Source organism: Collinsella sp. TF11-5AC (assembly GCF_003436775.1).
Taxonomy (GTDB): domain Bacteria; phylum Actinomycetota; class Coriobacteriia; order Coriobacteriales; family Coriobacteriaceae; genus Collinsella.
Window position 1 is genome coordinate 1 of record NZ_QSQO01000024.1, and the last position, 22,803, is coordinate 22,803.

Here is a 22,803-nt window from a genome sequence, read left to right on the forward strand (position 1 = left end):
TGCGGCGCGCTGCGCGCCCCGCACAGGCTAAAGCCTGTAATAAAAAGCCCGCCGATCAAATGATCGACGGGCATAGGCATAGAGCATTGGTTCAATAAATGCCGAGCATCAACGTGTTTCCGGCTAGAAAACGTCCTTGGCAAACACCTTAGCGTCATTGGGGACCTGACGGATTTCGATGGCCACGCCATCGCCCAGGAGCTCTTGGATATGCTCGGCATCTTTCTCGGTCGCAAAGATCGCAGGGGTCGGATGAAGCGTGGTCTCAGGGGTCTTTCGGGTTCCGCCCAGATTGATCTCTTTGATGTCTTTGCAACCCTTAGCGAGACGATAGACATCTTCAATCGTCTCAGTGATGATAAACAGCGAATACTTGTCGGTAACGCCGCTGTTGAGCGCCTCGATAGCAGCGTCAACATCCTTGATGACGAGTTTAACGCCGTTGGGGCGGGCGAGCCTCAAGGCCGCCTTCCTCATGTCGTCTTTTGCCACAGCATCGCTGGCAAGCAAGATGCAATCTACATCCAAAGCGTGAGTCCAGGACATGGCAACTTGGCCGTGAATCAGTCGGTAATCAACTCTCGTAAGCTTAATCATCGTTATCATCTCCGCACGTGATAAAGGGAATGACAGGTGTGGCCCCTAGCTAGGGCTCGAACCAGAACTAACTAGAACTCTTCTTCCTCGGCGCCGGCAAGCATGTCCGCCGCCTCGCAAAGCTGAATAAACGAACGCGATCCCTCGACCGCGGCTTTGGCCTTGTCCGCATCCAGGGAGTCCATCTGTGTAACCATTTCCACCAGCAGCGGCAAGTTCATTCCAGCGATTAACGTAAACGATCCGTCGGTCTGCCTCTGAATGAATTCGTTGTTTACAGAGCCGCCAAAGATGTCAGTCACGACAAACCAAGAGTCGGCAGGGTCCCTCGTCTCCATCCATGCATCAATCAACGCCGCGACGTCCCTTGAATCGTCATCGACATAGGCGCACAGGCACTCGATTCGGTCGTTGGTGCCCATCAGAATCTCCAGAGAGCTTTTCATGCCTTGGGCGAGATAACCATGACTCGCTAGCAATATCTTATTCATAGTTCTCCAATACCAATAGGACGTACTATATTGTCATAACAAAGTATATTAGCAATCTACCCTACGTGGTGTGTCTATTTTCCAAATCCGCGAACGGTAACAATTGGTCGGTAAATCGACCAATCTATCGCTAATTTACAAATAGAACTTCAGTCGCTCGGTGCAGTACACCTGACGGGAGATGAAAAGCGGCTCGCCACTTGGGGCATAACGTCTATCGACAAACAGAAGCAGCGAAGAGTCCAGCTCCACGTTAAGGTATGCCGCCTCGAGCTCGCTCGCATAGCAGACCTCGAGCGTACGCGTGTTGGGACCCATCTTGATCCCCTGGCGATCGAGTACCGCCATCAGCGAATCATCGAGGGACTCATGCTCCAAAAAAGAAAGCGCAGCGGAATAGCTATTGGTTTCCAGCATCGTGGGCTTGCCATCCACAAGGCGCAGACGACGGCTACGCAATACCTTTTGGGTATCGTCTACGCCCAGGAACTTCGCGTCTCGCAGACTTGGGAAGTCCCAGCCCATTTCGAGAACCCTGGTAGACGCCTGTTTGCCCGCAAGCTGGCACGAATGGGTAAAGTTCTCACGGTCGTCCGCGGCATACATCTGCGTGTCCGACGAAACGAACGTGCCCTTGCCGCGGGCCCTCTCAACAAGCCCAGCATCTTCCATTTCTTTAATTGCGGAGCGAACCGTTATTCGGCTCACGCCAAATTGCTCGATAAGCTCCGCCTCGGTCGGAAGCTTATCTCCCGGGCGGTACGTGCCGTTGGCGATTGAATCAGAAAGCGCACGAACAATCTGTTTGTACAGGGGGATAACGCTATTTGCCTCAACCATATCAACCATACCTTTACAAGGAATCAGCAGCCTATAGATAAATGACTTATATTGTATTAGAACTTTTTAGCACTCCACGCCATTTCCTATAATGTTTTAGCAAACGAGGGGTTATTTTGCGTAAGCGGTGTAGAGTCCATCCATTTCCGCATACAGCTTCAATCTGATGGCGGTATATGCATCCGATAAGCCGATTGATTTTTATCTTATACCTGTCTCACATTCATCCCTCGTCGTAGAGATGAATGTGAGGTGAGAGATACGTACTTGACGCGCGAGCGTGGATATTTGGACGGTTTTTGGGCTTTTGGCGGCCGATTTCGTCCGAAAATCCACGCTCGTGCGGCAGACGTCCGAATTTCCACGCTCGTGTGCCAGAAAATCCACGCTCATCCGGCAGATTGGTCGAAGGCCCCATATGGGTATACTCTCGGGGATTCGACTCGATTCGCCCCCGCTGGGGCGTCAAAGGAGACTGCATATGCCCACCACCTCAACCGACCCGCGCGCCGCAGCCGCCGCGCTGCTGGCACCCGGCACCACCTGCCACGGCTTTGCCGTCGAGCGTTGCGAGACCGTGCCCGAGCTCGACTCGGACGCCTACGTGCTGCGCCACACCGCCTCGGGCGCTCGCCTGCTGTACCTGGCGTGCGACGACGAAAACAAAGCCTTTGCCATTGGCTTTAAGACGCCGCCGGCCGACTCCACCGGCGTGTTCCATATTCTTGAGCACTCGGTGCTGTGCGGATCGGCTAAGTTTCCCGTCAAGGAGCCGTTTGTCGACCTGATCAAGAGCTCCATGCAGACGTTCCTCAACGCCATGACCTACCCCGACAAGACCATCTACCCCGTTGCCACCACCAACGAGCAAGATCTGTACAACCTGATGGACGTGTACCTGGACGCGGTGTTCAACCCGGCCATCTATACCAAACCCACCATTTTTGAGCAGGAGGGCTGGCACTACGAGTTGGACCTGCCGGAGGGCGCCGAGGGCGAGGGCGATGGCAGCGCCGCGAGCCTGCACGAGGGCACGCTGCGCTATAACGGCGTGGTGTTCAACGAGATGAAGGGCGCGCTGTCCGACCCCATGAGCGTGCTGGACGACGCCGTCAACGCCGCGCTCTATCCCGATACCGCCTATGCGCACGAGAGCGGCGGCGACCCGCGCGCGATTCCCGCGCTCACCTACGGGCAGTTCCTGGACACGCACGCTCGCCACTACAATCCTTCCAACTCCTACATCACGCTCTACGGCGACCTGGACGTGGACCGCGCACTGGCCTTTTTGGACGAGCGCTATCTGTCGCAGCCGAGCGCCGCGAGCCGCCGCATGGACGCAGCCGTCGCCGCCGGCGAGGACCCGTCCACGCTGGCACCCAATCCGCTGGACGTGCAGGCGCCCGTGACCTGCGAGTATAAGCGCGTCGAGATGGCAACCACGCCCGAGAACGCCCTGGTGGGCCTGGGCCTTGTGCTGGGATCCGCGCTCGACCGCAAGCGCACGATCGCGGCGGATATCCTGTTTGAGGCGCTGTTGGGCTCCAACGAGGCGCCGGTTAAGAAGGCCATTCTGGCCGCCGGCCTGGGCGGCAACGTGGTGAGCTGCACCGCGGCCGAGAGCCTGCAGCCCTACGAGCTCATCATGCTGCAAAACGCACAGCCCGGCGTGGCGCGCGAGCTGCGTCGCGTGTTCCAGGACGCCTGCCGCGACCTGTGCGAACACGGCGTTCCGCGCGAGCGCCTGGAAGCCATCATCAGCAGCAACGAGTACGACCTGCGCCAGCGCGACTACGGCATCGCCGACGGCGTGGCCATTGCGTGCGACGCGCTGAGCACCTGGCTCTACGATGACGACGCCGCGACGCTGGCGCTCAAGTACGGCCCGGTGTACGAGGAGCTGCGTGGCGAGCTGGACGGCAGCTATTTTGAGGACCTGCTGCGCGAGCTGGTGCTGCAGAACGACCACATGGCGCTCGTTGAGCTGGTGCCGGTGGACGCCGCCGAGGGTTCGGAGGGCGCCGAGGCAGCCGAGCTGGCAGCCAAGCGCGATGCCATGACCGATGCCGAGCTGGCCGATGTGGTCGAGCGCACGGCCGCGCTGCGTGCCGCGCAGGAGGCCGAGGACACGCCCGAGGACAAGGCCACGCTGCCGCGCCTGCGCGTGTCCGACATTGGCGAGGCGCGCCCCGAGCCGCCGCTGGTCGTGGACACGACTGCGCCCATCCCCTGTCTGCGCCACGGCATCCCCACTAACCGCCTGGCCTACGCCATGCAGTATTTCGACCTGAGCTGCGTCGCGTTTGAGGACCTGCCCTATGTAACGCTGCTCTGCCGCCTGCTCAAACAACTGCCCACGGGCGAGCACTCGGCCGAGGAGCTCGATAACTTGCTCGCCGGCAAGCTGGGCTTTTTGAGCTTTACGACCGAGGTCATGACTCAGCCCGACGTGGACGGCGTGCATCCCTACCTGCTGGTGAGCGCCGGCGCCCTGTCCGAGAAGATCGATGCGCTGGCGGGCCTGCCGCGCGAGGTGTGGTCGAGCACACTGCTGGCGGACGCCGACGCCGACCGCATGCGAGACGTGCTTACGCAGATTCGCATTGGGCTTGAGCAGGGCTTTATCAACAACGGCCACTCGGCGGCGCTGGGTCGCGCGATGAGCTACAGCTCGCCTTCGGCCGTGGTGCGCGAGCAGCTTTCGGGCGTGGATTTCTACCTGTTCCTGCGCGATCTGCTCGAGCACTTTGGCGAGCGCCTGGACGACCTGCGCGCCAAGCTTGCCGAGCTGGCAGGCCGCATCTTTGTGGCCGATGGCTGCATGGCGAGCTTTACCGGCAGCGACGAGGACTTTGACGCGTACTGGGATGCCGCGGGCGATCTGGGGCTGGGTGCGGGCGATGGTGCCGGCCGCGACGCGCTCGCGGTGCCGGCACCGTGCGACCGCCACGAGGCTTTCGTGATCCCCAGCGACATCTGCTTTGCCGCGCGTGCGTGCGATCCGCGTCGCCTAGGCATTGACGTGACAGGCGCCTGGGCGGTTGCCGCCAACGCGCTCTCCTACGACTACCTGTGGAACGAAATCCGCGTAAAAGGCGGCGCGTACGGCTGTGGATTCCGCGCGGCCGGCGAGCGTCAGACGGCGTTCTACACCTACCGCGACCCGGCAATCGACCCCTCGATTGAGCGCGTGGCGCGCGCAGGCGAATGGCTCGGCAGCTTTGAGCCCGACGAGGCCGCCTTTGAGGGCTTTATCGTGAGCTGCGTGAGTGGCATGGACGCGCCGGCGAAGCCCTACGCGCTCACCAAGCGCCGCAATACGACCTACCTTGCCGGGCTCGACCCGCATGCACGCGAGGAGCGTCGCGCCCAAATGCTCGCGACCACACCCGCTGAGCTGCGCTCGCTCGGCGCCGACGTAACGCGCATCGCAGCCGAGTCGCCGACCTGCGTCTTTGGTGGCCGCGACGTCATCGCCAAGAGCAACGCCAACTTCAACGTAGTCGACCTGATGGGCTAACGCACAAAGGTAGATTTTTGGAGCATGCCTGAAAATCTACCTTTTTCTGCGGCTTGAGTGGGGCGGCGCAGCCCACCGCGGCGGTTTGTCTCAATCTGCAACATCTAGACGGCAATATCGGCTCCAGATGTTACAAATCGAGACGTTTCCGGATGACGCCGGCCCTTTGTCTCAATCTGTAACATCTAAGTCCAATTTTGCCGAGTTACTGTTACAGATCGAGACAAACCGCCGCGAACACCCGCTCTTCGTCAAAACCACTACGAAGGTCTCCATGAACTGCCCCCCTTGCGATGATTTGTGTGGTGGTTTGGGTGTTTGCCCAGATAAAACCTGCCAAATAAACCTGTCCCTTTTTGGCAGGCTTGCTAGAGGAGTGATGGATGGATAAGGCTGAGTTGCGGCGGGCGGTGATTGCTCGGCGCGATGCTCTTGATTTGGACTTGCGGGCAGCGAAGTCTGCTGATATCTGTGCACGGCTGGTTGAGCTGCTGGGCCGCTTGGATGCCGCGGCGCCGCGCACCGTTGCCGTCTATGCCGCGATGGGTTCCGAGGCAGACCCTGCCGCGTTTGCCGCTGCGGCCGCCGCGCGCGGCTGGCGCGCAGCCTATCCGTGCATGCTCTCGGCAGCCGAAGCCGCAGCTTGTGGCCAGCGTATGTGCATGCGGGCAGTTGCCGCCGACGATGCGTCCGCGGCTCCGTTTATCACTCATCCCACGCGAGCCTTCGCTGCCGCGGACATCGGCAGCAACCGCTTCCCCATCGTGCCTGCCGAAGCACTCGACATGATTGTTGTGCCGCTCGTGGCCTTCGACCAAACCGGCGCGCGCCTGGGCTACGGCGGCGGCTGCTACGACCGTTACCTGTCCATGCTCTCGCCCGCATGTCAAATCGTCGGCATCGCCTTTGACGAACAGCGCATCGACCACGTCCCCACCGACGTCCACGACCCGCCGCTGCCCAACATCGTCAGCGCCTAAATGTCGTTGTATCGCACCCGCAAGATAAGCGTGGAAAAACTCCCACTTTGGGACTGTTCGGGGGCAAAAAACGGGAGATTATCCACGCTCATTATTCAAACGTCCGATAATCCACGCTCGTATGTCTGAAAATCCACGCTCAATCAACGCGCGTCCAGATTTCCGCGCTCGTGTGTCCGATTATCCACGCTCGTGCAGCTTAACGCCCCGCAACCGCCTCAACATGCACGCGGCACGCCGGCAACTTTGAGCTTGCGATCGAGCTTTGCCGGATCCCTCAGATCATCCCAGCACAAGCGCACGATCCTGCAGTTATCAAGCAGCGAAAGCCTCGACTCGCGCTGGCGCTCATCAAACTGCGCCTTTGCGAGCTTGCCCTCCTCCGCTGCCTTCTCGCTTTTAACGAATCCGTCAAATTCCCCGATGATCAGCCGATCTTCCACGCGCCACAAGTAGTCGACGCGATACGGCCGTCCCGGCTCAACCGGGTCGAACAGCTCAATTTGCAGCTCCGGCGTCTGCCAGCCGCGCTCGATCATCAGGGCGCGCGCCTTGGACTCGCCACCGCTTTCCGACAGGCCATCGGCATACCGTGCAACCCTGCGCGCCGTCACAACACCGCGACGATTTAAGCCAAGCTTGTTGACTGCCTCAACGAGATGCTCCTTCGACAACAGCTGCTCATGAAGCGCCGAGTCCGCAATGATCAGTCCCTCGACAAACGATGCATCGACCAGGCAATCCGTAATCGTTTGATCGATATCGGTCACGGCAATGTCCATCTGGGTGGCCCGTGTTTGACGAACATAACGATGGCGAACGACCTGAGAGCCCGGCGTCGTTGATTGTGCCGGTGCCACGGCGATATGGATGTGCGTCAAATCGGCATGCGAAACCGAAAGGCCATAGATAACAGCCGCCGTATAGGAGCAAAACGTCCAGTCGGGATGCTTTTGCGCAAGGGCCCGCACCCGATGCAGATAACGCTGTCGAAACTTGAGTTCGGACCAATATTCCGGACGCGCATACAGCCCTGGCATGACCGCCTCTAGACTTCCCGCCGCCACCCGTCGCTCAATCTGCTTTGCCTCCGCCGCAGTTCGCGCGTACACGCAGCTCATCTGCTGTTCGCATGCCTTAATGTGACCTGCAAGTCTTTGATTCGCCGTCATGTTTGCCACGTCGCCTCCCAACTCTTGGAACGGCGCCAACGTACCAGGCGGTTTCATGCGAAGTCTGACCAAATGCCAACCAAAAGCTGACCAAATGCTTGACGGTTTTGAACGCTTTAGGTTAATGGCTTATATCTGCAGGTAGAACGGTTGTCGAGAGGTCCCTGTCTCCACATCTTTATGCCTCAAAAGCCGTCGATTTCCTTAAAAGAAAATATGCTGTGGCTCGAAACTACCTAGTTTGCGATGCTGTCCGTAAACACTCGACGCGTGGTGCTGCCGCCTACGACAGCCGCAGAAAAATCGAGCGTGGAAAATCTCCCACTTTGGGCCTGTTCCTCGACCAAAAGTGGGAGATTATCCACGCTCATTCAACATGCGTCCGATTATCCACGCTCGTCGCGTAGCGGCCACGGTAACCGCCGCAGCCACAGCCACGACAGCGGCCTAGTGCTCTTCGCCGGCGCGGGCCAGGTCGTAGGGCGTGGTTTGGTAGACGTAGTAGTTGAGCCAGTTGGTGTAGAGCAGCTGAGCCTGGCTGCGCCAGACGTTGCGCGGCTCGGCAGCGGGATCGTCGCCCGGGAAGTAATGCGCCGGCACCTGAGGGTTGAGCCCGCGCTTCACGTCGCGCTCGTACTCCAGACGCAGCGTGTCGGTATCGTACTCGGGATGGCCAAAGACAAAGAAGCGGCGGCTGTCGGTCGACTTGACGATATACAGGCCTACCTCGTCGGACACGGCCACGACTTCAAGCTGCGGCTCGGCCTCCACGTCCTCGCGGCGCACATCGGTGTTGCGCGAATGCACGGCATAGAAGCGGTCGTCAAAGCCGCGGACCAGCGGGCTTTGCGGCTTCACCAGATAATGCTCAAATACGCCGCTCGCCTTTGCCGGCAGGTCGTACTTCTGGATACCGTAATGATGGTAGAGCCCCGCCTGCGCGCCCCAACAAATGTGCAGCGTGGAGTGCACGTGCGTGGTGGACCAATCCATGATCTGGCAGAGCTCGGGCCAGTAGTCGACCTCCTCGAACGGCATCTGCTCCACGGGCGCGCCCGTGATAATCAGGCCGTCGTAGTGGATGTCGCGGATGTCGTCGAACGTGCGGTAGAACGTCTCCAGGTGGCCGGCGCTCACGTGCGTGGCCTCGTGCGTTTTGGTGCGCAGCAGGTCCACCTCCACCTGCAGCGGCGTGTTGGAGAGCTTGCGCATGATCTGCGTCTCGGTGGCGATCTTGGTGGGCATGAGGTTGAGGATGAGCACGCGCAGCGGACGGATGTCCTGGTGCAGCGCGCGGTACTCGGTCATGACAAAGATGTTCTCGCTCTCGAGCTGCGCGGCGGCAGGGAGGGCGTCGGGGATGCGAATGGGCATGGATGCTCCTTATGAGTCAGTTGCAGCTATGGTACAACGACCGGCCCCATCCGCGCGAGCACATCGCCCAGCGATGCCGTCAGCGGCCCAAATCACTCCAAAAGTAGAGATTACGGCATGTCCCAAAAATCTGTGGCGCTTTAGCCTAGCAAAGTGGCAACAGGACGCTACAATGGTTCGACGCGAAAAACTCGGCCGAAAGGATACATATATGTACCAGACGCGTAAGATCGGTGTGGTCGGCCAGGGCCACGTAGGAGCACATGTCGCCAACAGCCTGTTCATGCAGGGCATTGCCGATGAGCTGTACCTGTGCGATATCAACGAGGCCAAGGTGACGTCCGAGGTCCAGGACCTGCGCGACTCCCTCTCGTTTGTCCCGTACAACACCAAGATCGTCAACTGCTACGACCACTACGAGGAGCTGGCCTGCTGCGACGTCATCGTCAACGCCGCCGGCAAGGTCGCGCTGGCCGCCGGCAACCGCGACGGCGAGCTGTTCTTTACCACCGACGCCGCCCGCACCTTTGCCAAGCGCATCGTCGACGCCGGCTTTGACGGCATCTTCGTGAGCATCTCCAACCCCTGCGACGTCGTGTGCACCGAGCTGTGGCACCTGACCGGCTACGATCCCAAGAAGATCATCGGCTCGGGCTGCGGCCTGGACTCCGCCCGCCTGCGCACCGAGATCTCCAAGAAGGTCGGCGTGAGCCCCAAGTCCATCGACGCCTACATGATCGGCGAGCACGGCTTTAGCCAGCTTGCCGCCTTTAAGGCCGCAACCATCGCCGGCAAAAACCTCAACGAGCTTCAGGCCGAGAACCCCGACAAGTACGCCTTTGACCACATGGAGGTCGAGGAGCTCGCGCGTAAGGGCGGCTATGTGACCTACCAGGGCAAGCAGTGCACCGAATACGCCGTCGCCAACTCCGCCGCGCGCGTCTGCGCCGCCGTGCTGCACAACGAGCACGCCGTGCTTTCCGCTTCCACGCTCATGACCGGCCAGTATGGCGAGGAGGGCATCTTTACCTCCCTGCCGTGCGTGATCGGTGCCGAGGGCGTCGAGGAGGTCTACACGCTCGACCTGTCCGAGTACGAGCTCGAGGGCTTTCACAAGAGCTGCCAGCACATCCGCGACAACATCGCCCAGCTCGACTGGTGGGACACCGAGGCCTACGACGCAAAGTAGGCCGCTGGCTGCCGCAACCTTGCGAATCTAAGCGCGATACTAAGTGGGCCGCGCCGGAAATCCCCGGCGCGGCCCACTTTTTTGACTCACGCAGTGCCCTTGCGAATCGAAGGTGAATGGTTTTCCCGTTACCTAGTACTGCTCGATGCCCATGTAGCGACGAACCTCGGGGCTGTGGTCGAACACCTTGCCGCGGGCGGCGCGCAGCTCGCAGCTCATGTTGTAGAAGAAGATCGGCTCCAGGTACGAACGCACGCTGGCAGGCACGTCGCCCACGCCGTACTCGAGTGCGTCGAGCACCATGACCGTATCGGTGTGCGTGTTGAGGAACGCCAGCGCGCGCTCCTCCATGGGGCGGCACTCGCCCGATCCGAGCTGTACAAAGTAGAACACGCCGGGCTCGGTGGCTTCGAACGGGCCGTGGAAGTACTCGCCGGAGTGGATGTAGCAGCAGTGCTGCCACTGCATCTCCATGAGCGAGCAGATGGCCATGGCGTAGGTCTGGCTAAAGTTGGGGCCGGAGCCCAGGATGTAGAAGAACTCGTGCTGCTGGCAGAGCTCGGCAAAACGGACGCCCAGCTCGGCGTTGACCTTCTCGCGGGCGGCGGGCAGCAGCGCGTCCATCTGCTTAAGGCCTTCGTACATGTCGGCGAGCGCCTCGTAGCCCTCCTGCTGGTCGAGCAGCTCGGCGGCGATCAGAGCGCCGATACCCTGCGGTACCTCGGCCTGCGGCACGCCTTCGCCCCACGGATAGACCCAGGTGGTCCACTTGCCGTTATCGATCTTGGAGCCCTCGCAGTCGGTCATGGCCACGACCTCGGCGCCAGCTGCCAGCGCCATCTCGCAACCGTCGACGACCTCCTGCGTGTTGCCGCTGTGGCTGCAGGCGATGACGAGTGACTTCTCGCCAAGACTCTTGGGAGCCATCAGGCAAAACTCGCGTGCCGTGTAGACCGTCGAGGTAAACGTGGTTGCCTCGCGCTTGAGCAGCTCATTGGCCGGCATCAGGTCGATCATCGAACCGCCGCAGGCGATCCAAAAGACGTTCTCAATCTTGCCCTTGCGCTCGATAATTTCCTGAATCAGATCGTGTGCGTTCACGGTGATGTCCCTCCTTGTGTGGCGGTTTTTGAACGACGGCAGCTCGTACCTGCTGTCGTTCTATGTTGTCCTATTTATAGCATGCGAGCTGTCGCAGGTGAAGTCATTTCAGCAAATTTGTTCTATGTTGTTCTATCTATGGACGTTAGATGTCGAACACGTAGCGCGAGCCCACGATCTTTTGGCGCCCGAGCAGCAGGGGCCGCTCGTCCTCATCGGTAAAGTACGCCTCCATATAGAAGAGTGGCTCGCCGGCCGGCACCTCCAACAGCGGGGCCGCCTGAGCATCGGCAAGCGCAATCTCCACGGTACAGGGGTCGGACTTGAGCGGCGCGCGGCCCGAATGCTCGGCAACGAGCGCAAAGATCGAGTTATCGGTGAGGTCCTTATCGGCAAGCGTCTGCAGGTAGGGATGGTCGGCCAGCACAAAGGCGTTGTTCTCGAGCATGACGGGCACGCCATCCGCCGTGCGCACGCGCTCGACCACGATGAGCTCGCAGCCGGGCTCCACGCCAAAGAACGCCGCATCCTCGCGCGTCGCCGCGACCACCGTACGCGACACCAGACGCGCTCCGGCCACCATGTCGTTGGCGGCACAACCCTCAGTAAAGCTCTGGACGTCACCTTTCTGGACAATCTTGCGCTTGAGCTTGGGAGCGCACACAAAGGTGCCCCTCCCCTGCTGTCGGTTGAGATATCCCGCGCGCGACAGCTCCTCGATGGCGCGACGCACGGTGATGCGTCCCACGCCGTAAGACTTCGCGAGCTCCATCTCGGAAGGAATGCGCGAGCCGGCCGCATACACGCCGCGCGCGATCTCGCCCTTCAGGTCGTCCATGACCTGCTGGTACAGCGGTACGGCGGATACGCCAGCGCGGTCGGTTTTATCGTCGGTTGCCATCGTTACGCTCCATCCCGCGCATGCTCGGACTCAAACTCTTCAATCGCCGCCATAAACTGCTCGCCAAAGGCATCGGCCTTTTTCTCGCCGATGCCGTTGACCTGAATCAGCTCGTCGCGCGTTTGCGGGCGCAGGCGGCACAGGCCGCGCAGGGCCTTGTCGGAAAAGACCATGTACGGCGCCATCTCGAGCTCGGTCGAGATCTCCTTGCGCAGGGTACGCAGGCGCTCGAACAGCTCGGCATCGTCGCCCACGCGCGGGCGCTGATCCAGCTCGGCCTCCTCGCGCAGCAGATCCACCGCACGGCGAGCACGGGCCGAGGCCTTGCGCTTGGACGCGCGACGCTTAACGGTAAAGGCAAACGCCTCGTCCTCGACCTCGCCGGCACGCGGACCCAGGCCCACGACCGGGTACTGCCCCTGCGAGGTGGCCAAATAACCGCGGCCGCACAGCTGGCCGATGATGTCCTTGATGCGGCCGACCGATTCGCTCGACAGCCCACCATAGCCGCGGTCCTCGTCCAGATGCATCTGGCGAATGCGCTCGGTGTTGCCGCCGTGAAGCACATCGGCGATGAGCGACTTGCCAAAGCGCATGGGGCGCGTGGCCACATAGCGCACGGCGGCGCGAGCCATACCGGTGACGTCCTCGACCTCGAACTGCGTGAGGCAGTTGCTGCAGTTGCCACAGCCCTCGGCCTCATCCGCGGCGGCGCCGCCCACGGCCGTATGCTCGGCCGCGGCCTCGTCGCCAAAGTAGCGCAGCATGTATTCGCGTAGGCAGCCGGTGGTGTTGCAATAGCCTTCCATCTGACTGAGCAGGCGATATCGGTTCTGGAGCGCCCACGCGCGCTGCTCGTCGTCGAGCGTCTCGTCGGCCGCATCGCCGCGGTCGATCAAAAAGCGGCGCATGCGAAAATCGTTGCCGTTCCACAGCAGGTGGCAGCTGGCCGGATCGCCATCGCGGCCGGCGCGGCCCGCCTCCTGGTAGTAGGCCTCGATGCTCTCGGGCACGTTGTTATGGATGACGTAGCGCACGTTGGGCTTGTCGATGCCCATGCCAAAGGCGTTGGTGGCAACCATCACCTGAATATCGTCGTCGATAAAGGCGCGCTGGCTTTGGCGGCGGGCGTCATTACCCATGCCGGCATGGTAGCGGCCAACGCGAATGCCGCTGGGACCCAACGCCTCAGCAAGCTCTCCTGCCAGCGCATCAACCGTCTTGCGAGTCGAGCAATACACGATGCCGCTCTCGCTCGAATGCGCGATCACATAGTCGCGCACCCACGCGGTCTTAGCCTTGTCGCCCATCTCCTCGCAGCCAAAGTAGAGGTTCTTGCGATCGAAGCCCGTCACCACCGTCGCCGGGTTTTGCAGGCCGAGCATCTGCTGAATGTCCGCACGCACGCGCTCAGTCGCTGTAGCGGTAAAGGCCGCCACGATGGGGCGCTGCGGCAGGGAATCGATAAACTCGCGAATCTGCAGGTAGGCGGGGCGGAAATCCTGACCCCATTGGCTCACGCAGTGGGCCTCGTCAATGGCCACGAGCGGAACGCCGATGCCGCCTTCGGCCGCAGCTTCCTGCGCAAAGGCCAGAAAACGCGGCTCGAGCAGGCGCTCAGGTGCCACATACATAAGCTGGTAGCGACCCTCGCGCGCCCGCTTGCGCACGGTATTTTGCTGAGCCGGCGTAAGGCTGGAGTTGAGATAGCTGGGGCGCGCGCCCGCCGCAAGCAGTGCGCGGGTCTGGTCCTCCATAAGCGACAGCAGCGGACTCACCACAAAGGTGATGCCGGGCAGCATGAGCGCAGGCACCTGGTAGCAAATGGACTTGCCGGCGCCCGTGGGCATAACGCCCAGCGCGTCGCGGCCGGCAAGGATCGCATCGACCATGCGGTCCTGCCCCGGGCGAAACGAGGTGTAGCCAAAATAGGCGCCGAGCGTGTCGAGCGCCATCTGCTGCATGCTATCGGTCATGGTTTCCTAACGTCCAAGTCATCTGCCGCCGATTATACGCCGCCACGCGGACCGCTGCCGTACGGCTGTCAGCCACGCTCATTCTGCGGGTAGTCATTGGGGACGTTCTTGAATGACTAGTCGTTTAAGAACGTCCCCAACGGCTAAGCTCTTGACAGGCGTGGAAACGTCTCAGGTTGAGCATAAGTCAGCGAAAACGCCCCTAAGCGAGCAAGGTGACGTGAAAGAGGAGGGAAGCGTACTTCGGTACGCGACCGACGATTGAACGTCAGATTGCCGCTTAGGGGCGTTTGCAGCGTCGACCGGTCCGCCGTTCGCTAGAACGGCGGAACCAAGGGCGCAGCGTCGGCCCGTTGCGCGGTTTGGAAAACCGCGCAACTAGAGCTACATGACCATAACGTAGCGCGATCCCACGTAGTACTGCTTACCCATCAGGACCGGCTCGCCATTGGGTCCGATAAAGCCGGCGCGCAGGTTGAGCAGCGGATCGTGCGGAGCAATGCCCAGCTCAGCCGCCTGCTCGGCGTTGGCGCGAACGGCTTCGACCGTACGGTAACCAACCGAGACAATCGGCGTTCCGCCAACACGCTCGACCTCGGCAAAAATCGACTTGTCCTCAAGATCGGCCGTCAACAGCTCACGGTAGGCGTCAAACGGCACAAAGATGTTCTCTTCAAAGATGGGCTCGCCGTCGGCAGTACGCACGCGCTTGATGTGCAGCAGCAGCGCATCCTTCTGCAGGCCAAAGAACTCCATCTCGTTTTGGCGCGCCGGCACAATCTGGCGATCGATTACGTGCGCACCGGCCTTCATGCCGTTGCCGGCACACAGCGCGGTAAACGTCTGCAGCGTCGAGGCGTGAAATTGGCGATTGATGTGCGGCGTGGAAACAAAGGTGCCACGGCCCTGCTGCTTAACCAGGTAGCCATCGGAGCACAGCTCCTCGACGGCGCGACGCACCGTAATTCGGCTCACCTCGTACTGCTCGGCTAGCTCGAGCTCGGACGGAATACGCTCCTTGGGTGCATAAACACCTTTCTCGATCGCATCCTTGATCTCGTCGTAAATCTGCTGGTAAAGCGGTGCATTTTTGGGTGCAGGCATATCTAATCACTCTTATCGAAATATTGAAATAACTAATACGTATATAACGTCTAGTTTCATGTTACCTCATAATGATAAAACGATACACCGCATACAGCAAATCCTTACCTGCCGTCGTCCTGTTGCAGGCTGTCCTGATCGATGAGGCGCGCCTGCCTGCTGGCCATGCGCGCGGGCTTGTCGGGATCGGGCACGGCCGTGGGCATGGGCTCGTCGACATGACCGCCCCACCAGCCGCCCACAAAGTTGAGCGTATGGAACACATTGATCACGGCGCCGGGATCAATGTCGCACACCAGCTTGATAATGTCCTGGCTCTCGTAGGTCGAGACAACGGCATGCAGCAGGTACATCTTCTCGCGGCTGTATCCGCCAATGACCTCGGCACAGCTAATGCCATGCTGAAAATGGTCAACATAGGCGGTCATGACCTCGTCGGCCTTGCGCGTCGTGATCTGCAGCGTCACGCGATCGTAGCGACGATAGAAGCTGTCGATGGTCTTGGTCGAAATAAACTGGAACACGATGGAGTACGCCGCGTTGTCCCAGCCAAACATAAAGCCAAAGATCGCCAGGATAAAGCAGTTGAAACCAAAGATAACGCCCCAGATGGTCTTGCCCGTGTGGTTGGAAACCCACAGCGCGATAAAGTCGGTGCCGCCGGTGGATGCGCCGGACTTAAGCGCGATGGCAGCGCCCAGACCCGAGACCACGCCACCAAAAATGATGAGCATGATCTTGTCGCCCAAAAACGGCGCGAAGTGAAAGACGTTGAGGAACAGCGACGAGAGCATGACCTGCATCATCGAGAAGATGACGAAGCGCTTGCTAATGCCGCTCCAGCACAGGAGCGCCACGGGGATGTTGAGCGCGAGCATGCCGAGCGAGATGTCGATGTGAACGCCGCCCAGCGAGGTGACGCGATCGAGCAGGACCGCGACGCCGGTGAGGCCGCTCGGAAGCAGATCGGCGGGGCGAATGAACGCCTGAATCAGAAATGTCTGGAGAACGGCGGAGATGGTGACCGCCACGGCAGTAATGGCGCGGCGGACGATGGTGAGACGGCCGAGCACGAGCACGCGGTCCGTGAGCTGATCGATGGCGTTCGCCACGTAGGCTCCTTTCGAAGGCAGATGTAATTGTGGGGCATGCCGGCGATTGTAGCATGGAGCGCGAGAGGGCGCTTCAATTCACCCTCTCTCGACAACCAAAACGAGCCAGCAGCTCCCCAACCAAAGAGCCAAATTCTAAGTGAGTAGACTTTTCGCGATCTACCAAGCGCACTCAAAACAGCCACCTCTCCGACCTGCGGTTTTACTAAGGCAGATACGCTTTGTGCTCGGCATGTGCCAAAAAGTCTACTCACTTAGTCCGAGTCGAAGCCAAACGGATCTAAATCGAAGCCAAAATGAGCCAATCCACCGCAAGAGACGTGTGAATCCGCACTTCTTGCGGCGAATTGACGCTACAAAGCGGTCAGAATGTCGGCGAGGTTGTCGATGACGGCGTCGGCTCCCGTTTGGTCCAGGTTAACGCCCTCGTGCGGACGCAGTGCCAGGACGCGCGCGCCGGAGCGCTTGCCGGCCTCGATGCCCAAAGGCGAGTCCTCGATAACCAGGCACTCGGTAGGCTCCACACCCAGCGCCTCCATGGCACGCAGGTAGATCTCGGGGTCGGGCTTAAATGCACTGCACTCGTGACCGCTGATGGTGTAGTCCAGCACGTCGGTGATACCGGCAATCTCCACCAGCTCGTCAATGAGCTCGCGATAGGACGAGCTCGCGATGGCACACTTGACGCCGCGCTCGTGCAGCTCGCGCATCACCGGCTCCGTCTGCTCGTTGAGCAGCTCGGCATACGGAACAGGGTGAACCGGGCTGTAGACCTGCTTGTACTCAACGCGCAAGCGCTCGCGCAGCTCAACATCGTCGGGCACCAGCGACTTCCAGATGGCAGGCTCGTTAGACCCCGAAAGATCGGGGATCTCGTCAAAGTGGAACCCCTTTTCCTCCATAAACGCCACGCGGCGACGGTTGTAGAACCACTCGGTATCGACCAGCACGCCGTCCATATCAAACAGCACTGCCTTGATCATACGCATCTCCTCCCACCTGCCAAAAAGGGACAGGTTTATTTTGGTAGGTTTTATCTGGTGTTTTGCGACGCGACAGACACGCCCCCAAAGCAAAAAGGGGACGGGGCGCAAACCCCATCCCCTCTCAATCAACCCGTAAGGTCTACTTACTTGTGATTAGTAGGAAAGCTTCCACATGTAGCGACGCATGGTCAGCGGGTGCTGACGGGCCTCGGCGATCTGGTTACCGTACTCGCGCATAACGGCGAGGTGCAGCAGCGGGTTGAAGTAGGTGACGACGCTCGCGGGCACGGCGTCAGCCAGGCCGTAGTCCTTGGAGTCGATCAGAGCGACCTTGGCGCCCATGCGCTCAAGGAAGGTGAGGGCGCGAGCGTCCATCGGACGGGTAGCACCATCGGACATGAAGAAGACGTAGGGCTTACCCTCGGTGGAAACCTCGAACGGGCCGTGGAAGTACTCGCCGGTGTTGTAGGCGGCGGCGTCGATCCACTGCATCTCGGTGAACAGGAAGGCGGCGTGAGAATAAGCCATCTTCTCGGAGGCACCGGAGGCCATGAAGTAGATCATCTTGTCGTCCTTGAAGTCCTCGGCGAACTTCTTGGCGAGCTTCTTGCAGTGCTGAGCGGCGTTCTCGCAGAGATCGAAAACGTTGGTGAGGCCGGTGATCATGTCCTCGTAGTGGTCATAGCCCTCGGTCTGCTGAAGGATCTCGAGAGCAAGAGCGATGGCATAGCCGGGCTTCTCGCACTTGGCAGCGTAGTTGGCGTGGAAGCCGTGGACGATGACGTGGTCGGCGTCGACGGTCAGAGCGGAGCCAGCCTTGTTGGTGAGGGAGACGACCGGGCAGTTGTGCTTCTTGGCGGTCTTGTTGGCCTCGACGGTCTCGGGCGTGGAGCCACCGAGGGAGCAGGTGATCACGAAGGTGTGCTCGTTGACCCAGGAAGGCGTGTCGTAGTTGAACTCGTTAGCGGTGAAGATCTGAACGTTCAGCTTGTCCGTGTTGTTGGCCAGGAAGTACTTGGCGGGGTAAAGGTCGGACATGGAAGCACCGCAGCCGACGAAAGCGACGCTGTGAATCTCGTGGTTGGACAGGACGTCAGCGACGATCTGCTTAGGGAGGTTAAGGTCGATCTCGTACATCTGACACATTCCTTTCGATTTGTTGCGGCGCCACATTGCCGGACGCTCGCAGGGTTACCGTGGTTAGGACCGAGTCGCCGGCCCGTTGAGGATGTGACAAAGGAACTGTCCCCTTGTCACATGTTAGGGATGGAAGCCTGCCTGGGGTATGGGATGCCAGGCAGGCCCCCGGGGGAAGCATTGGGTCGCGACTAGGCCAGGATGCCGGCCGCGGAGAGGGCGATGCCGCCCACAATGGCGATCACGAGAAGCCAACCGGTGTTGACGTTCTTCTTTATGAGCCAGTACATAAGGCCGGTGAGGCCGAGGGAGATCATCTGGGGCATCATGCCGTCCAGGATGTCCTGGATAACGACGGTACCCTCAGCGAACTGCAGCGGGGTGGTGGCGCCGATCAGTGTAGCGATCATGCCGCCCACGGACATAAGGCCCACGATGCCGCAGACATACATGAGCTTCTCCATGAGGTCGCCGCCCTGGAGCTTGCTCAGGTACTCGTGGCCACCCTGGTAGCCGATCTTGGCGGCAAACCACGTGATCAGCACGGAAGGCACGATGGAGATGAGCATGGCCAGGATCGGGCCCATGATGGAGCCCTGCTGAGCCAGCTGGACGCCCAGACCAAAGGCGATGACGCGGATGGTGCCCTGGAAGAAGGAGTCACCAATACCGGAAAGCGGACCCATGAGGGAGGTCTTGACCGCGTTGATCGAATCGGGATCGAAGTTCTCGGGATCCTTGGCGTACTCCTCCTCCATGGAGGCGGCGAGGCCTAGGACAAAAGCGCTCGTCTGCGGGGTGCAGTTGTAGAACGCCATGTGACGGTGGTAAGCCTCTTTCTTAGCAGCGAGCCGCTTGGGATCGGACTCATCCGGATAGAGGCGATCGAGCGTGGGAACCATGCCGTAGAGGAAGCCCATGTTCATCTGACGCTCGTAGTTCCAAGAGGCCTGGATGGCCCAGGAGCGCCAGAAGAACTGGCTGACCTTCTTGTTCAGGGACACGTCCTTGGTTGCGGTTGCCATAGTGTGTTCCTCCTTAGTCTTCGTCGTCTTCGAGCGGATCGTAGTCGGAATCGACACCGGCGGCTGCATGGGAACCGTTGAACTTGAAGCCCATGAAGACGACAGCCAGGCACACACCGATCAAAGCGACCGCGATGACGGACAGGTTGAGGTAAGCGGCGAGCAGGAAACCGATGAACAGGAACGGAGTCATACCCTTCTTGATCATCATGGTGAGCAGCAGGGCCAAGCCGTAGGCGGTCATGATCTTGGTCGAAACGTTAAGACCAGTGGACAGCCACTCGGGAACCATGTTGACGATGGCCTGAACCAGGTCGGTGCCAACAAAGACGGCCAGGAAGATCGGCAGGAAGTACATGACGGCGTACAGACCGGAGCCGGCGCAGATGTGCATGCGGTAGGCGGTCTTGAACTTTCCGTTATCGATCGCGCTATCTGCCACATGGGTGAGGGCGGCGATGATGGAACGGAACACGATGCCGAGGAGCTGGCCCAGGACGGCGACCGGGATGGCGATCGTCATGGCGGTCTCGGCGGAAGCATCGGTCAGGCACGCAAAGGCAGCGGCCACGATGCCGCCCAGGACCATATCGGGCGGAACGGCAGCGCCGACCTGCACCAGGCCCATGGACACGAGCTCGACGGCGGCACCGACGGCAAGGCCGGTGGGCACATCGCCCAGCAGCAAACCGACGAGCGTAGCGCCAACGAGGGGCTGCTCGAAGTTAAGACGACCGAGCAGGCGGGAGTCCCACATGCAGAACACGCCGACGAGGCCGACGAGCACCGCACTGATGAACGTATTCATACCCTTCTCCTTTCAGTCAGGCAAACGCCTGGTTGATTACAGCTTGGCGTCGATGTCGACGCTCTGATACGTAGGGGTCTGCTGGACGTAGAGCTTAATGCCCATGTCGAGCAGCTGGTTGACGTCGGCCTTCTGGGTGGCGTCGAAGAAGACGGAGCTGTCCTTGCCGCCGACCTGCTCGGCACCGTCGTGGTTGGCGGTGGCGCCCAGGTTGATGGCGTCGAGCTTGTAGCCCTGGCAGAACTGCAGCATCTCGGCAGTGTTGCCAAAGACGAACATGACGCGCTCGCCGAGGGTGTTGAGCTTGTCCATCTTGGCAAGGGCACGCTCAACGGTGAAGACGTTCAGGCGCACGCCCTGGGGCTTGGCCAGCTTAAGAGCGCCCTTCTTGATGTCATCGTTGGCGGCAGCGTTGTCGACGACGATGATGCGCTCGGCCTGAACCTTGGTGGTCCAGGTAAAGACGACCTGGCCGTGCAGCAGACGGTAGTCAAGACGTGCGAGGACGATCTTGGCGGGACCGGAGCTGTGACGGGACGCCTTGGCCTTCTTGGCGGGAGCCGCGGCGACCTCGACCGGTGCGTTGGGGTTGGTCAGACCGGTGCGGGCCTCGTTGATGAGGGCCGCGAGCTCGGCACCCTTGACGGGGACGGGGCTCATAGCGAGCGTGAGCGCCAGCGGGATATTGAAACCGCTGACAACCGTGAACTTCGTGCCGTTCTTGGAAAGCTCGACCATGTTGTTGTTGACCGAGCTACCGAGCATATCGGTTAGCACATACACGGTGTCGTCCGCGTTGAACGTGGCGATCATAGCCTCAACCTTATTGGTGATGGGCTCCTTGTCGTCACGAGCAAGCGACACGACGTGGACGTTCGACACGTCGCCGAGAACCATCTCGAGCGTGTCTTTGGCGCCTGCGGCCAGGCCGCCATGAGATGCGAGAATGATCTGATTCATCTTGCCTCCTCCTTTTCGTTATGGTCATTATAACGTCTTATACGTTGCTTATATTGATAATTAGTATATAAACCGTTCGCGGGTGAAAAACGACCGTTGGCGGGTTTAACGCAATCGAAACGATGGTCTTGGGTAGGTCGGCGCTGGCTAGGCGCCGCCCGATCAAACGCCGGGCGCTACCTGCTCAAACACACCGCCAATCCCCTATCGCACGAAGTACCAGGGGCTTTCCTGCACGGTGGGCTCCAGCGCAATGCCCGTGCGCTCGCGGAAGAGATCCATGTCCTGCGATTTCTCCGTCCACCACGCGTTGGGCTTAAAGGTCATGCTCTCAACGACATGGCCGACAAACACACTGTTGCGCAGCTTGGAAAAGTCGGTGTTCATAATCACGATGGACGCGAGCACCAAAACGATGCCCAGAACTTTGATCGCGCCGGCGGGCTCGGCGTAGACACCAATGCCCAGCAGTACGGTGACGACTGTCTCGAATGACATTACGACGGGAACTTTCGACGTCTCGAGCCCCATGGACAGACCCTGCATATATAAGATGTAAGCCACGGCTGTGGGGATGAGTCCAAAGCCAAGGAACAGCAGCAGCAGCTGTGGCGACATTGCCGCGGCGACATCCGGCCACGGAGCCGCGATAGCTGCCATAACCGCACCGCCAAAGACAAAGCCCCAAAACGTGACAGCCAGCGGGTGGACCGTCTTGGTTGCTATCCGGCTAAACACCGCGAGCGACGCACCACAAAGGCCTGCAATCACGCCTGACGTGACGCCCCAAACCGAAAAATGAAAACCGGAAAGGTCGCCATTGGTCACCGCAAGCACGCAGCCAACGATGTTAAAGACAATGGCGACGAGCTTGTTGGGGGTCACGCCCTCGCGATAAAGTACGCGGCCGAGCATGACGCCAAACACCGGTGAGGTATAGAGCAGCACCGAGGCCGTGGACATACCCACCTCGCCCATGCACTCGTAATAGCAGGTGTTGGCGACGGCCAAACCGACGATACCGACAAGTGCGCAGGGGACGAGCTCTTTAGGACTTGCCTTGAACAGCGCCATGGGACCCTGAACCACGGTAGACCCCTCACCCGGACGGCAGCCCATAAACATCAGGACCGGCGCCAAGATAAGCGCTCCGACCAACAAGCGAAAGGCAGCCATGCTCTGGGACGAAACGCCCATGGCCGAGATGCCGTTTACAAAGATTCCGATGCTGCCCCACATAAGCGCGGCGATCAGCACCAGCACATAGCCCAGATTGCTCCTCTTCAACGCAGCCTCCTCAGTATTATTTCCAATATGTTTCATGCTACGTTATAGTCGTTATATACATTTTTCAAGGCACAAATCGGCGAACGGGAAATCTCTCGACACAAGGAGTGTCCCCAACTGCCGGCACAAAAGGAACATCCCTAACTGCCGGCAGAAAGGGAACGTCCCCAAGTGCCGCTCTAGCAGTTGCGGTGAAATAGTTCTCAAACAGAGGCTTCACACTCCCAAACAGGAACTATTCCA

General features: G+C 60.1%; 19 protein-coding genes. 3 read left to right on the top strand and 16 right to left on the bottom strand.

Going from position 1 to position 22,803, the window contains the following annotated elements; all coding sequences use genetic code 11:
• Window positions 1-123: 123 nt before the first annotated feature.
• The 3 genes from DXD16_RS08910 to DXD16_RS08920 all read right to left on the bottom strand — a co-directional run bounded on the left by DXD16_RS08910 (window position 124) and on the right by DXD16_RS08920 (window position 1,928).
• Window positions 124-597: a PTS sugar transporter subunit IIB gene (locus tag DXD16_RS08910; RefSeq protein WP_117634363.1), complete on the bottom strand. Its 474-nt coding sequence runs from the start codon at window positions 595-597 to the stop codon at window positions 124-126.
• Window positions 598-668: 71 nt separating this feature from the next.
• A complete protein-coding gene (locus tag DXD16_RS08915; RefSeq protein WP_117634365.1) occupies window positions 669-1,088 on the bottom strand; it encodes a PTS sugar transporter subunit IIA in 420 nt (139 codons plus the stop codon).
• A 135-nt stretch (window positions 1,089-1,223) separates the two neighbouring features.
• Window positions 1,224-1,928 (bottom strand): GntR family transcriptional regulator, encoded by a 705-nt coding sequence (locus tag DXD16_RS08920; RefSeq protein WP_117655845.1) that lies wholly within the window; start codon window positions 1,926-1,928, stop codon window positions 1,224-1,226.
• Window positions 1,929-2,409: 481 nt separating this feature from the next.
• Between DXD16_RS08920 and DXD16_RS08925 the strand changes: the two genes are divergently transcribed.
• On the top strand, window positions 2,410-5,448 hold the full coding sequence (locus DXD16_RS08925; RefSeq protein ID WP_117655846.1) for an insulinase family protein: 3,039 nt from the start codon (window positions 2,410-2,412) through the stop codon (window positions 5,446-5,448).
• 383 nt (window positions 5,449-5,831) lie between these two features.
• On the top strand, window positions 5,832-6,428 hold the full coding sequence (locus tag DXD16_RS08930; RefSeq protein ID WP_117655847.1) for a 5-formyltetrahydrofolate cyclo-ligase: 597 nt from the start codon (window positions 5,832-5,834) through the stop codon (window positions 6,426-6,428).
• Window positions 6,429-6,646: 218 nt separating this feature from the next.
• On the opposite strand, the gene DXD16_RS10230 is transcribed toward DXD16_RS08930, so the two are convergent.
• A complete protein-coding gene (locus tag DXD16_RS10230; protein WP_147326477.1) occupies window positions 6,647-7,609 on the bottom strand; it encodes a hypothetical protein in 963 nt (320 codons plus the stop codon).
• A gap of 438 nt (window positions 7,610-8,047) precedes the next feature.
• Complete coding sequence (metA, locus tag DXD16_RS08940; protein WP_117655848.1) at window positions 8,048-8,974, bottom strand: homoserine O-succinyltransferase; 927 nt, start codon at window positions 8,972-8,974, stop codon at window positions 8,048-8,050.
• Window positions 8,975-9,185: 211 nt separating this feature from the next.
• Here metA and DXD16_RS08945 point away from each other — a divergent pair, with 211 nt between their 5' ends.
• Window positions 9,186-10,163, top strand: coding sequence for an L-lactate dehydrogenase (locus DXD16_RS08945; protein WP_117655849.1), 978 nt, complete (start codon window positions 9,186-9,188; stop codon window positions 10,161-10,163).
• Between the two features lie 132 nt (window positions 10,164-10,295).
• Here DXD16_RS08945 and DXD16_RS08950 read toward each other — a convergent pair whose 3' ends face one another.
• The 11 genes from DXD16_RS08950 to DXD16_RS09000 all read right to left on the bottom strand — a co-directional run bounded on the left by DXD16_RS08950 (window position 10,296) and on the right by DXD16_RS09000 (window position 22,560).
• Window positions 10,296-11,264 (bottom strand): SIS domain-containing protein, encoded by a 969-nt coding sequence (locus tag DXD16_RS08950; protein ID WP_117655850.1) that lies wholly within the window; start codon window positions 11,262-11,264, stop codon window positions 10,296-10,298.
• A gap of 145 nt (window positions 11,265-11,409) precedes the next feature.
• Window positions 11,410-12,165, bottom strand: coding sequence for a GntR family transcriptional regulator (locus DXD16_RS08955; protein WP_117629032.1), 756 nt, complete (start codon window positions 12,163-12,165; stop codon window positions 11,410-11,412).
• Window positions 12,166-12,167: 2 nt separating this feature from the next.
• Window positions 12,168-14,141, bottom strand: coding sequence for an ATP-dependent DNA helicase RecQ (locus tag DXD16_RS08960; RefSeq protein WP_117583849.1), 1,974 nt, complete (start codon window positions 14,139-14,141; stop codon window positions 12,168-12,170).
• Window positions 14,142-14,525: 384 nt separating this feature from the next.
• A complete protein-coding gene (locus DXD16_RS08965; RefSeq protein ID WP_117583850.1) occupies window positions 14,526-15,245 on the bottom strand; it encodes a GntR family transcriptional regulator in 720 nt (239 codons plus the stop codon).
• A gap of 104 nt (window positions 15,246-15,349) precedes the next feature.
• A complete protein-coding gene (locus DXD16_RS08970; protein WP_117583851.1) occupies window positions 15,350-16,357 on the bottom strand; it encodes a YitT family protein in 1,008 nt (335 codons plus the stop codon).
• Window positions 16,358-16,710: 353 nt separating this feature from the next.
• Window positions 16,711-17,340, bottom strand: coding sequence for an HAD family phosphatase (locus tag DXD16_RS08975; protein WP_158558606.1), 630 nt, complete (start codon window positions 17,338-17,340; stop codon window positions 16,711-16,713).
• A 156-nt stretch (window positions 17,341-17,496) separates the two neighbouring features.
• Window positions 17,497-18,480 carry an SIS domain-containing protein gene (locus DXD16_RS08980; RefSeq protein WP_226814256.1) on the bottom strand — a complete coding sequence of 328 codons (984 nt, stop codon included), beginning with the start codon at window positions 18,478-18,480 and terminating at the stop codon, window positions 17,497-17,499.
• 191 nt (window positions 18,481-18,671) lie between these two features.
• Window positions 18,672-19,505, bottom strand: a complete 834-nt coding sequence (locus DXD16_RS08985) for a PTS system mannose/fructose/sorbose family transporter subunit IID (RefSeq protein WP_117655853.1) — start codon at window positions 19,503-19,505, stop codon at window positions 18,672-18,674.
• Window positions 19,506-19,518: 13 nt separating this feature from the next.
• Complete coding sequence (locus DXD16_RS08990) at window positions 19,519-20,313, bottom strand: PTS sugar transporter subunit IIC (protein ID WP_006235136.1); 795 nt, start codon at window positions 20,311-20,313, stop codon at window positions 19,519-19,521.
• A gap of 36 nt (window positions 20,314-20,349) precedes the next feature.
• Window positions 20,350-21,273, bottom strand: a complete 924-nt coding sequence (locus DXD16_RS08995; RefSeq protein ID WP_117655854.1) for a PTS mannose/fructose/sorbose transporter subunit IIAB — start codon at window positions 21,271-21,273, stop codon at window positions 20,350-20,352.
• A gap of 204 nt (window positions 21,274-21,477) precedes the next feature.
• Window positions 21,478-22,560: a DMT family transporter gene (locus DXD16_RS09000; protein WP_158606184.1), complete on the bottom strand. Its 1,083-nt coding sequence runs from the start codon at window positions 22,558-22,560 to the stop codon at window positions 21,478-21,480.
• Window positions 22,561-22,803 lie beyond the last annotated feature (243 nt).